This window comes from Pedobacter riviphilus, assembly GCF_014692875.1.
Lineage (GTDB): Bacteria > Bacteroidota > Bacteroidia > Sphingobacteriales > Sphingobacteriaceae > Pedobacter > Pedobacter riviphilus.
In genome coordinates, this window is record NZ_CP061171.1 from 1881605 (window position 1) to 1896629 (window position 15025).

Below are 15025 nucleotides of genomic sequence, written 5' to 3' on the forward strand. Positions count from 1 at the left end.
AAATAAGTTAACCTTTTGGCAATAAAAGCAGCTGTATTGCAATTTGTATCTCCTTCGACAGGCTATCATTGACCGGCTCAATAGAAGATTCGTCATCTCGACTGAAGCGCAGCGAAATGGAGAGATCTTTGAATAGATTTCTCGACTACGTTGTACTTCGCTCGAAATGACGACTCCGAAGGCGGCTGCCACTAATATTGATTTTATCCAACAAATTAAGTCTAAGGATGAAAACAATCTTTGTGGTACAGCCACTGGTAATCTTGAATTAATACAATCCCAATTCTGCTAAACAGGCAAATTGCTGACCATCATGAGCAGATTTAGCGATAATTTTATAGTATAAGAATGTTTGAGGTGAAGTAAAGTCGAAATATTGTACACCACTAATGTTCTTCGCCACGTAATTACCCTGTGAGGTAAAATTCACGCCATCTGTACTGGTTAAAATTTCAAAATCTTTAACCGCTCTACTTAAGCTGCTGCGCTGTAATAAACTCACGCCACTGGCTGTTTTAGCAGTTGTACCTACTTTTATTACCACATTGTGCGGGTAAGAGGTAGCAGATGTTCTCCATCTCGAGTGCCAAACAGTTGCAGGATCATTATCAATTAAACTTGTGGCTTTACCATCCGAACTTTCTTCTGAGCTGAAAGAAGCAATAGTCCACCCCGTTTTGCTTAACTCGTTTTTGGTTGAAAAGGTCAACACCGGCAAACCACCCGAGAAGGTATAGGCGTAAATTTGTTCGGTTACTGTACCGTTATCATGTACCAGTTTCACTTTCAGCTCGTAAGGAATACCATCGGCTTTTTCCTGCAGATCGGCAATTGGCATAACTACCCTAAAGCTATCTGTACCAATTTTTTTCGACTCCCAGGTGATGGCATTGTAATCTTTGTTTACGCCTGTACCTTCGTTATTTACATTTGGATCGTTGTAATATAATATACTGGTTACATTACCGGTTGAGGTAAATTTTCCAGATACGACGATTGAAGCCAGGCCACTATCGTAACTGGCATAAATTTTCGGGATAGTGGTGGTAACGGAACCGTAGTAGGTATTAGAGTTGTTGTTAAAAACCTGGTTAGTGTTTAAAATAGCGGCATCGGCAGCAGTTAAAAATGTAGGACTTTTACCTAACGTACCATTACCTGCCCACATTAATGCCATACCCAGTGTAGAATTTTCCGAAACTTTTTGCCTGTTGTGTGGTAAATTTAAGCCATGGCCCAACTCATGCACCATACCCCCAAACCAAACACTGAAACGATTACCTACAGTTGTATTTAAACCAAGGTTGGCAATGTCCATTTCTTCATAATCAAGGGCATAACACCATCGGCCAGTACCGTAAAACGGACCACCACTTGGCGTGCCATTTGAGCCTATAGAGTATCTTGGTATAATAATTAGTGTATGATCGCTGGTTTTATCGGCCGGGTGTGCTGCAAAATAAGCATTTACTTCGCTGGCTACAGCACCAGAACCGCCTGAGTAAGGATAACTGCTTTTCGGTAAGTTTCCTCTAATAGTAAGAATTTTTACACCGCCCGAACCATCATCGGCCAAACCGAAAGTTTTGTTGCCATAACCATTTCGGTTCATTTCCTGTTTGTACCAGTCCTGGGTCCACAATAAAAGATCACTTAGTCTTTTACGATAACCAGCTAAGGTATCCAGGTCGTTAGGCACAAAATACACTACATTTACATTACGGGTTTGTGTAATAATGTTTACTGTAGCCATTTTATGACTTAGGGTAGGCGTTTTTTCCTCAGGTTGTAAGGTTTCGGCCTTTTTACAAGATAGCGCAAATAGACAGGCGGAGACAAGGCCTGCAAAAAGTAGACTGTTTTTTTTCATTAGATAATTTTTAGTTTAGGAATTGATAATATGAATTGGTTAATAATGTTTTGTTTAACGTGCTTAACTCAGCCACATGTACTGACCTTCATAAAATAGAAGGCTACATCATCAATATTTGCCAAACATGGCCGCTATCCCTCAATATTCAATTAAAAATGAAGCGTAATCAGTTAGTTCTCTTTGCTTTGTAATCCTTAAGTTACAAACAGTAATTATACTTTGTTAAAATAAATCAGCGCAAACGTTTGTGTTGTAATTGTCAGAAATACATTTATTAGCTTAACTTTAAAAACATAAACAGCGCGTTTCATGCCTCTTTTTTTTGGGATTGCAAGAAATGTAAAGATTACAACACGCAAACGTTTGATTATCTGAGAAATCATCCTGACAGGATCTTTTTCTTTACTATTATTCTCTGTATGTAGTATTTATCAGACTTATTGGCTAAATTTTATGAAATATAAATGACTGAGCCGGATTTGCAGAATTTTTACAACAAAAATTAGAAATAATGATACCGGAAATTGAATTAAGGAGGGAAGATGACAGACATAATCCTCAGTTAACTGATATGCCTGTTAGTGCAATGTATCGAAAAATAGCTACAATTAACCCAAAGTATTGGTAAACTTCATCCTAATTCCACTTTGAAAGTTCTGGATGATTTTGAAAATTTCGATCAGTGTTACCTTTTCAATTTTGGTTAAACTATCAATTTCGATAAAGTTATTAGGAGCAGCTTGATCATTGATAATGAGATTGGCCTGATGTTTTAGTCTTAAACCCATCAGGTAATAATACGATTGCGAAAGTTCGTTAAATTGCTCTTCGCTAAAAACACCTATTTCTCTTAAGGCCTTTAAACGTTCGCCGGTATTTTCTTTTTGAAAAATCCTGTTCTGTAATGCATAAACCCTTGCCAGATCCACAATAGGGGTCATGGCTGTTTTAATATCGAATACCTCTTTTTTATGGATTTTTTGCGTTCTAATATTCCTAAAATAAGTGAGCGGTGGCTCATAGAGTAGGGCATTTTTGGCTAGGTATACGTAGAATTTTTCAATTGGTTTTTGGAGTTCCTCATCAACAAAAGACCTTAAACTTTCCATAATAGCTAAATCGCCATAAATAGCCCGGCAATCGAAAAATGCGGCAAATTTTACAGCAGCTTCAGGTAAAGCTTCTTCTATCCAGTTTTTATAATTGTACTTCCAGTGAGATAGTGAATGTGTCCAGTTTGGATTGGTGGCCATATAATCACCATCACAGTATACAAAGCCCACAAAATTTAGTTTATCAGAAACTTGGGTAGCCAGATCGAGAAAATAAGAGCGTACAGCTGCTCTTTTATCCTCTCCGGTATCTTCGTAAATAATGGCATTATCCTGATCGGTTTTTAGGCTAAGCTCTTTTCTCCCTTCACTACCCAAAACCATAAATACAAATTTTGCAGGTGGTGGACCTAATTTGGCAATTACATCTTCAATAATTTTAAAAGAAATGGTATCGGCAATAGTAGTAATCACCTCGTTTACAATTTTCGAGTGTACACCTCTAGCCAGAAGCTGAGATACAATGCCTGGTACTTTCTGCCATTTTAGTTTTAAATCGCTGGTATTTACAGCCGATTTTACAGATTGGATAAAAACTAATGGAGATTCGGCCTGCTCGCTTAAAAGGCGGTTCCTGCTTAGAAAACCAACATAATTACCATTGTCGTTTACCAATAAATAACGCGATTTTTTACTGAACATCATCAATATTGCTTCATACACATAAGCATCTGGAGTTATGGTAACAATATGAGTATCCATAACTTCGTCAATCGGCAAATTCGAATTCAGCTGTTTGGCAATTACATTATCCCTTAAAGTAATATCGGTTACAAAGCCAAGATAAACATCCTGCTCATTTTTTATAAAGAGACAGCTGGTTTTCTGCTCCGACATTTTAATTGCAGCTTCAAAAATAGGCGTGCCTGGGCTGCAACTCACAATTTTTTTGAAAGTAATGTCTCCAATACGGGCAGTATAAATTTGATCTGCTAGTTTATCTTCCATTAAAAAGTCCCTGTAAAATTCTTTTAAACGAAAATTCTTTTGTCTCTTTCTTTTTCAAGTTAAAAGTATGCTCCTGGCGAAGAGCTGAAGTTAAGCTAATTTTGCCTGTTTTTAAAAGATGAAAGAAAATCTTTGCTGTATTTAAGGTGTCAGATAAAGCATTGTGCGTATTTTCGGGTACTTCATTAAATAAAATGGTGTAAAATTTATCCAGCTTTAAATGACTGATTACTGTATTGGTAATATATGGTGCGCTTGCCTTCATCGTACAGAAGAAAGCCAGATTTTTAAATATGTTTTCTCTTCCGATACGGTATAACTCCACATTCACCATGTGATAATCGAGCTCAATAAAATGGCCGATAACCAAAGGCTTGTATTTTTCTATATCATTAGAAAACTGCAACATTACTTTTTCTTTATTTTCGCCATGGATATGCAGATATTCAGGGGTGATTTTGTGAATTTTTAATGCAGCCTTATCAATGGTGAAATCGGTATTTTTAATGTAGTGATTCTCCCGCTTAATTTCCTGATAAGACTGATCATAAATAATCCAGGCAATCTGGACAATATAAGGCCAGTTCTTTTCTTTAGAATAAGGTGCTGTCCAATTTTTAGGTAGACCTGAAGTTTCGGTATCAACTACGAGGAAGTATTCTTGCAATTTTAAATGGTTAGCGTATAAGATTGTTCTACTTCAAAGATACTTATTTAAGAACATAAACTATAATTATTCATGTATCTGCTAGATAAAGACAATTTATAAATAAAGTGTTTTTTATTTGTTAAAGTGAAAGATTAACCCTTATTTGGTGACAAAATTTAATTAAAAATATGCGCTCTCTATTATTTAGCTCCTTAGCCTATATTTTGTGTCTTGGTTCTGCTGTTGCTCAGGAAAAGCCCGGAGAAAACATGCACTTTAAAAAACTTGATAACGGTTTGGAAGTGCTGGTTGTTGTAGATCGGACCGTGCCGCTGGTGACCATCGAAATGGCCTGTAGAAATGGTTCTTTTACTGAAACTGACGAATTTAATGGCCTAAGCCACCTTTACGAGCACTTGTTTTTTAAGGCTAATAAAGATTATCCCGATTTCGAACTTCTAAATTCGAGAATGAACGATCTGGATATCAGTTCGAATGCTACCACCAGAGAAGAAGTGGTAAATTATTTTTTTACACTTCCTGCCGCTAATTTAAAGCCTGGTTTAAATTTAATGAATTCCTCAATCCGTTATCCAAAATTCATAAAGGAAGATATGGCTTTGGAAAATGAAGTCGTAAATGCCGAGTTTACAAGGCATGAATCGAGTCCGATATTTGCTTTGATAGAGGCCAATTCGCGACATATGTGGGGGACAAATTATTCCCGTAAAAATGTAATCGGCAGCCACGAGGTAATTTTATCTGCTACTCCATCAAAAATGGATTCCATTAAAAATAAATACTATTGGCCAAATAATTCTGTTTTGGTAATAGCAGGCGATGTTAATGTTGATGAAGCTTTTGGTTATGTAAACTCCGTTTTTGGAAGCTGGAAACGTTCGCCTTTTGATCCTTTTGTAAAATGGCCCATTCCAGAGTTTAAGCCACTTCAAAAAAAGGATTATTATTTTGTAGAATCGAATAAGAGCCCTGTTCCATTTATGCTTTTTAGCTGGCATGGCCCCGATACCAGAAACGATATTCCAGCCACTTATGCTGCCGATGTTTTTTCTTTTATTGTGAATCAAAATGGCTCTAAGATGAAGCAGGCGCTTATTAATTCCGGATTGGCCCAACAGGCAGATGTAAATTATTATACGCAAAAATATACTGGTCCGATTAGTTTGATGGTAAGTCCTAATCCGGCAAAAATAAAAGAATGTTATCAGGAAGTGCTTAAGCAAATCTCGCTTTGGGCCAATGATGATTATTTGTCTGATCTACAGATTGAAAGAGCCAAAAGGCTATTGTCTATCGAACAAGTGGAAAGGAGAGAGGTTACTTCCGATTATGCACATTTACTTTCGTTTTGGTGGGCTTCAGCATCGATTGATTATTATACCCATTATGAAGAAAATGTAAATAAGGTAACAAGGAAGGATTTGCTAGATTATGTACGCAAGTATATTAAAGATAAACCTTATTGTGCTGGGTTGATGATGGATAAAGCAGGTATGAACGAAGTGAAGCCAGAAACATTTTTTAAATCACCAAACTAACTTTACGCTCCATGAAAAGATTCATATTTTTAATAAACTTAATCTTAGTTTTCCATATTGCCAGTGCGCAAACTAAAGCCATTTCATTTGATGTGAATGGTTTAAAGGTAATTTTAAAACCAACCCAGAAAGAAACGGTTAGTATGAGCATGTTTTTTAAAGGTGGTGTAATGAATTATAACGCTGAAAGGGCTGGAATTGAGAACCTGGCCTTGGCATCTGCAGCAACCTGCGGTACTAAAAATTACAGCGTTGTTGATTATCAGGAGTTAGCTGATGAGTACGGGATTGATATTTCTGGTTCATCAACAACTGACTATGGCACAATTAGCATGAATTGTATTTCTAAGTATCTTGATCAGGGCTGGAAACTTTTTTCAGATGCAGTAATTAATCCTGCCTTTGATAAAACCGAGTTCCAAACTACGAAAGAGCGTATGATTACAGGTATTTATCATAGTCAATCTGATCCTGAAACAAGGATTGAACAATTAACTATGGAAAGTATGTTTAAAGATTCGCCTTACAGCATTAATCCTTTAGGTACAAGTAAAACCGTAGGTGGCTTTACCGCCGAAATAGTTAGCAATTATTACCATAACGAATTGCTGAACAAGAATAAAATGTTTTTGGTAGTTGCTGCAAATATTACAAAAGAAGAACTGGAGAAGAAGATTCAAGCCTCTTTTAGTGCACTTAAAGGAAAAGACTATACACCGCCAATTTACGATCGGAAGATTTTAACAGGAGAGCATTTGGTAATAGAGCAAAGAGATATTGCAACCAATTACATGAGTTGCATTATGAATGCCCCCACTATGACGAATGCCGATTATTATGCTTTTGTGTTAACAATTAATGCCCTAAGTGGCAGCATGAATTATGAACTGAGAACTAAACTTGGCTTGTCATATGCGCCTGGTGCAACCGTTAAAGTGCAACAGATCCCATATACTTCTATGTTTGTAAGTACCACACAGCCTAAAAAAGCTTTTAAAGCAATGGTTTCAGTTTATAACAATATTAAAGAAGGGAAGTACAGTGAACGTTATCTTGAGGCATTAAAAAAAGATCATCGCGATAGGTATTACAGGCATCAGGAAAGTGCAAGTTCGATTGTGAAAGATTTAGGTGAAGCAGAAGTTCTTGGCGACTATAGTATAACTGAAAATATGGTTGCAAATTTTAACAAAGTAAGCTTACAGGACATGAAAGATTCTTTTGGAAAATATTTAAAAGGTGCCATTTGGATATACTTAGGTGATGAACAAGTAGGAAGAGCTGCTTTTCAGTAATGCTTTAGGGGCACCATCGCACACGAACGACTAAGCAATCTTATAAGATAAATTTAAAAGATTGCTTAGTCAACTGAAAAAGCTTTCTCGCAATGACGATAAAGGGATGTTTTCTATTTGCTAATCAACAAAAATGCAGCTGCAGCTAATACAGATCCGGCTATCGGACCAACAATTGGTACCCAGGCATAACCCCAGTCGCTACTTCCTTTTCCTTTCATCGGGATTAAAAAGTGAATAATCCGAGGGCCCAAATCTCTGGCCGGATTAATGGCATATCCGGTTGTTCCGCCCAAAGCCAAGCCAATTACCCATACTAAAAATGCTACCGGGATTGCGCCAATTGAGCCCAGGCCAATAGGGGTGGTAACTGTTTCTTTAGTGCCCATACTGGCATCGGTAAAATAAAAGATCACAAATATTAAAACGAAAGTGCCAATAATTTCTGACAATAAATTTGACGACATGTTTCTGATGGCTGGAGCAGTTGCAAAAGGTGCGGCCTTTAAACCCTGATCATCAGTAGCGTCGAAATGATCTTTGTAAATAAGCCAAACCAGAAAAGATCCTGTCATTGCGCCAGCCAGTTGTGCAATGATATAGTATGGAACCAAGGCCCAACTGAAGCCTTTTCCTATGGCAAGTGCGAGGGTTACAGCCGGATTTAAGTGTGCCCCACTATAGGGAGCAGCAACAACAACCCCTACAAATACAGCAAGTGCCCAAGCAGTTGTAATTACAATCCATCCACTATTATTCCCTTTAGTGCCTTTAAGCACTACGTTAGCTACTACGCCATTTCCTAAAAGAATCAATAGTGCTGTACCAATAAACTCTGCGAGATATACATTCATATAATTAAATTCTTATCCGATTAAAATTTGTCCAATTAGTCTTCTGCGTTTACACGAGCAGCTTTTATTGCTCTATTCCAGCCTTTTATTCTTTCCGTATTATCAATTCCTTCTTCAGCAACAAAAGTTCTGTTAATTTTCCATTGCGAACGAATCTGATCTATACTTTTCCAGAAACCGGTAGCTAATCCGGCCAGATATGCAGCGCCAATGGCGGTAACTTCTGTTACATCTGGTCTGATTACCTTACAATTTAACAGATCGGCCTGAAACTGCATCAGTAAATCGTTAGCTGTAGCACCACCATCTACCCTTAATTCGGTAATATTTACGCCTGCATCTGCTTCCATAGCTTTCAAAACATCCATGGTTTGGTAGGCAATGCTTTCTAAGGCTGCCCTGGCAATGTGCGATTTGTTTGTGCCACGGGTTAACCCTGTTATGGTGCCTCGCGCATGTTGATCCCAATGTGGAGCGCCTAAGCCTGCAAAAGCTGGAACAACATAAACGCCATCGGTATCTTTTACTTTTTTAGCTAAGGTTTCAACATCGGCCGATTTAGAAATGAGTCCCATTTCATCGCGAAGCCACTGTACAACAGCACCTCCAATAAAAATACTTCCTTCTAAAGCATAATTTACTTCGCCATTTATCTGCCAGGCGACAGTGGTTAATAAATTATTGGCAGAAATTTTTGGCTTTGAACCGATATTCATCAACATAAAACAGCCAGTACCGTAAGTGTTTTTTACCATCCCGATTTCGGTACACATTTGTCCGAATAAAGCCGACTGCTGATCGCCAGCTATACCAGCAATAGGAATTTTTGCTGCCAATATACGGCCAGCGGTTTCACCATAAACCTCACTTGATGATTTTACCTCTGGAAGCATTGCTTTCGGTATAGAAAAAAGTTTAAGCAATTCTTCATCCCAGCTTAAAGTGTGGATGTTGTAAAGCATCGTTCGCGATGCATTACTTACGTCGGTTACATGTTTTTCGCCAGCTGTTAATTTCCAGATTAACCAGGTGTCTATGGTTCCGAAGGCAAGTTTTCCTGCTTCAGCTTTTTCCCTGGCACCAGCAACATTTTCTAAGATCCATCTGGCCTTAGTAGCAGAGAAATAAGAATCTATAATCAATCCCGTTTTTTCCTGTATTTTATTGGCTAACCCTTGCGCTTTAATTTCATCGCAATAGGCAGAGGTACGCCTGTCTTGCCACACAATAGCATTATAAATGGGCTGCCCGGTTTCTTTATCCCAAACAACAGTGGTTTCGCGTTGATTGGTAATGCCGATAGAATCAATATCGCCCACGGTTAATCCTGCTTTAACAATCACTTCTGTTACAACAGCCAATTGTGTCGACCAGATTTCCATTGGATCGTGTTCTACCCAGCCGGCTTTAGGATAAATCTGTGTGAATTCTCGTTGTGCAATGGCAACAATTTCACCATTGTAATTAAAAATAATTGCTCTCGAACTTGTGGTTCCCTGATCGATAGACAAGATGTATTTACTCATAATTAGGTATTTGGTTATTGGCTAAAGAGCCGGTTCGGTTATTTTAGGTGTTGAATGATAAATATAACCATCGGCTAATTTATTAAATGTTTCGATTTGATTAGTTTCCCAGTTTTTATCAGCAGCTAATTCTTTAGCTAGGAGCGAAGCTACTCTAGGTGCCATATCCTTAGCAGCTTGTGCATTAATAAACAGTATCCTAAGTCGTCTGCTTAAAATGTCTTCTACTGTTTCGGCCATTTCGTTCCGCGCAGACCAAAGTACTTCGGCTTCTGTATAAGGGAATGCAGGATGTAATTTGTTGCCAAGACTTGGATCTTGCGCAATTAACGCTTCAATTTTACTGCGATCGGATCCATATATAGCTAAATGATCACCTATAATATTGGCAGAATTGCCATGTATGCTTAAATTTTGGGTTACGCATGCTTTCGATTCTAAATTTGCATGAGTAATGGCCAAATCAACAGTTTCTTCCGCCATTCGGCGGTAGGTGGTCCATTTACCACCTGTAATAGTAATTAACCCCTTTGCCGAAACAATCAATTTATGGTCTCTGCTAATTTCCTTCGTGCTATTTACATCGCCATTGGTAGGTGCAGCCAAAGGGCGTAAACCTGAGAATACGCTTAATATATCTTCTTCCCTAGGCTTGCGGTTAAAATAACTTGCGGCAGTACTCATAATAAAATCTACCTCTTCTTTTAGTGCTCTGGGTTCTAAACTATGTTCGTCTAAAGGCGTATCTGTTGTGCCTACCAATAAATGGTCGTGCCATGGAACAGCAAATAAAACACGGCCATCAGAGGTTTTGGGTATCATTAAAGCCGATTCGCTATTTAAAAAACTTTTATCAAGTACCACATGTACGCCCTGACTCGGACGTACCATTTTTTTTGAATTCGGGTTATTCATTTGCAGGATGTCATCTACAAACACTCCCGTTGCATTAATTACTATTTTGCCATTATATTTAGCCGTTAAGCCAGTTATAGTATCTTCTGTTTCTATACCAGTAATTGTATCACCACTTTTTAATAAACCAGTAACCTTTGTATAGTTCAATAATGACGCACCCTTTTCGATAGCGGTTTGTGCAATGTTTATTGCTAAACGGGCATCATCAAACTTTCCATCGTAATACCTGATGCTTCCTTTTAACCCCTTCGCTTTAATACCGGGCATCATATTTAAGGTTTCTTTTTTCGAGAAGAATTTAGATTTGCCGAAGCTATATCTGCCCGCTAGCCAATCGTACAGTGTAAGCCCGGTTAAATATTTTACAACAGAGAACCAATCGTAGCAGGGAATCAGAAATTCTTCTTTATTTACGAGGTGTTTTGCATTTTGTTGTAATAGACCGCGTTCTTTTAATGCATGTTTAACTAAACCGATATCTCCCTGTGCAAGATAACGGACGCCGCCATGTACTAATTTAGTACTCCGGCTGGATGTTCCTTTGGCAAAATCAGATTGTTCTACCAACAAAGTCTTAAAGCCCCTGCTCGCAGCATCTAATGCGGTGCCTAATCCGGTAGCACCCCCACCAATAATAATAAAGTCCCAGTTTATGTTTTCTGTTATATGATGTGGATGTAATCTTTCCATCTAGATTTATAAAAATAATAAAACGAAACAATACGCAATTATAAGAAATCATAATCGAAATAATATAATATGCGTGTTAAAAATTTATTAAATATTTGCCTAAAATATTTTAAAGAATGTTTTTATTATTAATTTGCAGGCACGCTAATTAAATATACTATGATGAATTTGGCTGAGAGGCACCAGTTTATTTTAAGTCGCCTGCAACGTGATCAATACATAAATGTAGTAGATTTATGTAAGGAATTGAAAGTGTCGTCTGTAACAATAAGAAAGGACTTAAAACTACTGGAAGATAAGAGTCTCCTGTTTAGAACACATGGAGGTGCAACTGTAAACAATCCATATACGGTAGATCGGCCAGTTAATGAGAAAGAGAAAATACAATCGACCGAAAAGAATAAAATAGGTATTGCTGCTGCTGCGCTGTTAAATGATAACGATTCAATTGTTATAGCATCGGGTACCACCGTATTATATTTTGCGAAGAACATTGTACCTGCAACAAATTTAACGGTGGTTACTTCTGCATTAAATGTAGCGCTTGAATTAATGCGAGAGCCTAGTATTGAAGTAATACAACTGGGTGGCTTACTTAGAAAAAGCTCTTCATCTGTAATGGGCGCTTATGCGGAACAGGTTTTGCAGGATTTTTATTTTAACAAACTGTTTTTAGGTGTTGATGGAATTGATCTTGATTTTGGATTAACCACTACAAACGCAATGGAGGCACATTTAAACCGCAAAATGATCGGTGCATCGCAAAAAACAATTGTATTGGCCGATTCTACAAAATTTGGAAAAAGAGGATTCGGAAAGATATGTGGATTAGAAGAAATTGATCATATTATTACCGACAAAGGAATTTCTGAACAAATTGTTAAACATTTAGAGAGTTTAGGTGTTACTGTTACTATTGTATAGCGAATTCCACGCAAGCAGTATATCCCAAACATTATAATTTGAACATGGAAAGAAAACGAATACACATTTTAGAGGATGATCAGGAGATCAGAAACGTTATTGAAATTCTATTAAAGGACGAGGGCTTTGAACTACAGCTTTCATCATCATTTGCTGAGTTAAAGAAAAATATCCAGGATGCCATGCCTGATCTTTTCTTGCTTGATGTAATGTTGCCGGATGGAAACGGAGCAGAAATCTGCGAAGATTTAAAAACCGATATTTTCACTAAACACATCCCGATTATTGTAATGTCTGCACAGAATAACAGCGAACAGAAAGCTATAGCTGCATTTGCTGATGATTATATCAGTAAACCTTTCGATCTTTACGATGTTTTAGACCGCATTAATGCACAGCTGAAAAGAAGTGCAGAAAACAGAGCAAAAGTTTAATTACAGTTAGGCTAAATAAAAAAGGGAAGTTAAAAATAGCTTCCCTTTTTATGTATAAAACATTTTCTAAGTTTGTTTAACTTGCTGAGCTTTGTTAAACATAACAAAACGCTTCGAGTCTCCTATACGTTGCGGTACTGAGCCGTTAGTAACAATAGCATAATCTTCAGTATTTTTGTTGATAAAAACACCTGCACCAATAATGTTATGACTGCCAATGGTAATATCTTCTTTAACGGCGGAGTTTATGCCTAAAAAAGAGTTATTTCCAATATTTACATTACCCGCTAATATATTACCAGATAGCAAAACATTGTTTCCTATGGTAGAGTGATGGCCAATTCTGGCGCCAATAAGCATACAATTATTACCTATGGTTACAAAAGGTTGTATATCGCAGCATTGATCGATAAAAGTATTGTGCCCAAACATTAATTCAGGCCATATATTTGCTTTAGAGGAAACGTAATTTGCAAAACTATAGCCCGCTTGGCTTACCCTATGGTATACACTTTCTCTCGCACTATTTCTACCAATGGCAATATGTATTTTATGGGATTCTGGCGAAAAATCTTTAATTACCTGTTCGAAGCTTAAGATGGGTAATCCTTGTAGCGTATTGCCCGCTGGGGGCGCATAAACATCATCAACACAAAAGGCAACAACATTATAATCACTGTCATTCATGAAAGAATAACAGATAAATTCAGCCATTTTTCCAATTCCGTAAATAATAACTTTCATATTTCATTTTTCTTTTAGGTTTTTTACGAATTTATGCATAAAACAAGCTTTTAATACCTTTGAAAGCATACTGTACATGTTTTGCTAATGCATGTTTACAGCTTTCACAGTTGTCAACTTTTTTAGTTTTTTGCACTACGTTAAAGAGATATGCCCCTTATATTAATCGTTTTACCTGGATCGATTGCAACGAACATATCGCAATTAAGGAAAGCTCAATCATGCAGATTAGAATGTAATTTTTAGGCAATTATAAATGTACTGTAAAACAACTTACACAGAAATATGCATATCGCGACTTATTCAGTGTCAGGCTAAGAAAAAGCAATGTATTAAATAGTAAATCTTAGCCTAGTAATTGGCAGTTTTTTGCTAAAATTTTATAAAAGTCATTTTATCCCCCTTATAAAATGTAGTATTAAATAGCTTTTTTAAATGTTAAAACATTTTCTGATGTTTTTTGAGCTTTACCGATTAAGATCTCACCCAAAAACAGGTTTGTTTGAGTAAAAATACAGCCCGAATATTATACAAGTTACGCGTTATAAAATTTACAAATGTTGTGCAATTTATGAGCACAGTATTTAAAATGCTGTGCATGCAGGCTATATTTTATACAATTTAAATACAACCCTGTTTTGCCTATAAAACATTGATACTTAATTGCATAGCTTAGTTCTCAATAAACTGAAACAAAAAAACTAAACATTACTTAAGCTATGAAGAAAGTAATATTATTTATCGCAATATATACAAGCATTATCAGCGGATGCGCTCCCAGAAGAGATCTTGTATACTTTAGTAACCTGGCTAAACAAACCAGCGAAGTTAAGCTTCAAGGGCAGGAAGTTAAAATTCAGCAAAACGACCTTTTAAGTGTAAGTATAAACAGTTTAAACCAAGAGTCGAATGTTTTATTTGCCGTTAATACACGAAACGCAAGTTCCGAAAACAATTATAAAGTAGATGGTTATCGGGTAAGTAAGGACGGGATGATTAATCTTCCTGTTGTAGGCAATGTTCGCTTGGAAGGTTTAACCATTGAGCAGGCACAGGCTACGATATCGAAAGAATTAGATAAATATGTTAAAAAACCGGTAGTTGATGTTCAGTTGGTCAATTTTAAGGTAACAGTAATTGGCGAGGTAAACAAACCATCAACCTTTACCGTGCAGGGCGATAATATTAATCTCCTAGAAGCACTAGGTATGGCAGGCGATATGACTGTTTATGGCAAAAGAGAGAATATTTTGGTGATCAGGCAACAAGATGGCCAACGAGTAATGAAAAGACTTAATCTAAACAATCAAGACGTGATGGATTCTCCGTTCTTTTATCTGAAACAAAACGATGTGGTGTATGTAGAACCAGATAAGTCTAAAGCGATTGAATACAGTCCGAATACGCGCATTATGCCAGTAGTAATTGCTTCAATATCTGCTGTAGCAGTATTGATTACAGCTGTTCTCCGTCGATAACGTTTCTTAAAACACTATATC

The 15025-nt window shown here is 37.1% G+C and carries 12 protein-coding genes; 5 read left to right on the top strand and 7 right to left on the bottom strand.

The window, feature by feature from the left end; all coding sequences use genetic code 11:
* Positions 1-268 precede the first annotated feature (268 nt).
* The 3 genes from H9N25_RS07665 to H9N25_RS07675 all read right to left on the bottom strand — a co-directional run bounded on the left by H9N25_RS07665 (position 269) and on the right by H9N25_RS07675 (position 4600).
* Positions 269-1870 (bottom strand): discoidin domain-containing protein, encoded by a 1602-nt coding sequence (locus tag H9N25_RS07665; RefSeq protein WP_190328476.1) that lies wholly within the window; start codon positions 1868-1870, stop codon positions 269-271.
* 611 nt (positions 1871-2481) lie between these two features.
* On the bottom strand, positions 2482-3933 hold the full coding sequence (locus tag H9N25_RS07670) for a DUF294 nucleotidyltransferase-like domain-containing protein (protein WP_167294123.1): 1452 nt from the start codon (positions 3931-3933) through the stop codon (positions 2482-2484).
* Positions 3923-4600 carry a 3'-5' exonuclease gene (locus H9N25_RS07675; protein ID WP_167294124.1) on the bottom strand — a complete coding sequence of 226 codons (678 nt, stop codon included), beginning with the start codon at positions 4598-4600 and terminating at the stop codon, positions 3923-3925. Before H9N25_RS07675 ends, H9N25_RS07670 begins: the two co-directional genes overlap by 11 nt.
* A 170-nt stretch (positions 4601-4770) precedes the next feature.
* Between H9N25_RS07675 and H9N25_RS07680 the strand changes: the two genes are divergently transcribed.
* The gene (locus H9N25_RS07680; protein ID WP_190328477.1) at positions 4771-6141 is read left to right on the top strand and encodes a M16 family metallopeptidase; all 1371 of its coding nucleotides are present in this window, start codon (positions 4771-4773) and stop codon (positions 6139-6141) included.
* A gap of 11 nt (positions 6142-6152) precedes the next feature.
* Entirely contained in the window at positions 6153-7436 is a 1284-nt protein-coding gene (locus tag H9N25_RS07685) for a M16 family metallopeptidase (protein ID WP_190328478.1), read from the top strand.
* A 113-nt stretch (positions 7437-7549) separates the two neighbouring features.
* Here H9N25_RS07685 and H9N25_RS07690 read toward each other — a convergent pair whose 3' ends face one another.
* From H9N25_RS07690 to H9N25_RS07700, 3 genes are read right to left on the bottom strand one after another with little or no spacing between them, the layout of a single operon-like run.
* On the bottom strand, positions 7550-8290 hold the full coding sequence (locus H9N25_RS07690; protein ID WP_190328479.1) for an MIP/aquaporin family protein: 741 nt from the start codon (positions 8288-8290) through the stop codon (positions 7550-7552).
* A gap of 35 nt (positions 8291-8325) precedes the next feature.
* Positions 8326-9816 carry a glycerol kinase GlpK gene (gene glpK / locus H9N25_RS07695; RefSeq protein ID WP_167294128.1) on the bottom strand — a complete coding sequence of 497 codons (1491 nt, stop codon included), beginning with the start codon at positions 9814-9816 and terminating at the stop codon, positions 8326-8328.
* 21 nt (positions 9817-9837) lie between these two features.
* On the bottom strand, positions 9838-11424 hold the full coding sequence (locus H9N25_RS07700) for a glycerol-3-phosphate dehydrogenase/oxidase (protein WP_190328480.1): 1587 nt from the start codon (positions 11422-11424) through the stop codon (positions 9838-9840).
* A gap of 159 nt (positions 11425-11583) precedes the next feature.
* Between H9N25_RS07700 and H9N25_RS07705 the strand changes: the two genes are divergently transcribed.
* Both H9N25_RS07705 and H9N25_RS07710 read left to right on the top strand, forming a co-directional pair.
* A complete protein-coding gene (locus tag H9N25_RS07705; RefSeq protein WP_057934180.1) occupies positions 11584-12348 on the top strand; it encodes a DeoR/GlpR family DNA-binding transcription regulator in 765 nt (254 codons plus the stop codon).
* Between the two features lie 44 nt (positions 12349-12392).
* Positions 12393-12782 carry a response regulator transcription factor gene (locus H9N25_RS07710; protein WP_190328481.1) on the top strand — a complete coding sequence of 130 codons (390 nt, stop codon included), beginning with the start codon at positions 12393-12395 and terminating at the stop codon, positions 12780-12782.
* A gap of 66 nt (positions 12783-12848) precedes the next feature.
* Here the strand turns inward: H9N25_RS07710 and H9N25_RS07715 are convergent, their stop codons facing one another.
* Positions 12849-13526, bottom strand: coding sequence for a PglD-related sugar-binding protein (locus tag H9N25_RS07715; protein ID WP_190328482.1), 678 nt, complete (start codon positions 13524-13526; stop codon positions 12849-12851).
* 719 nt (positions 13527-14245) lie between these two features.
* Here H9N25_RS07715 and H9N25_RS07720 point away from each other — a divergent pair.
* Positions 14246-15004, top strand: coding sequence for a polysaccharide biosynthesis/export family protein (locus H9N25_RS07720; RefSeq protein ID WP_167294132.1), 759 nt, complete (start codon positions 14246-14248; stop codon positions 15002-15004).
* Positions 15005-15025 lie beyond the last annotated feature (21 nt).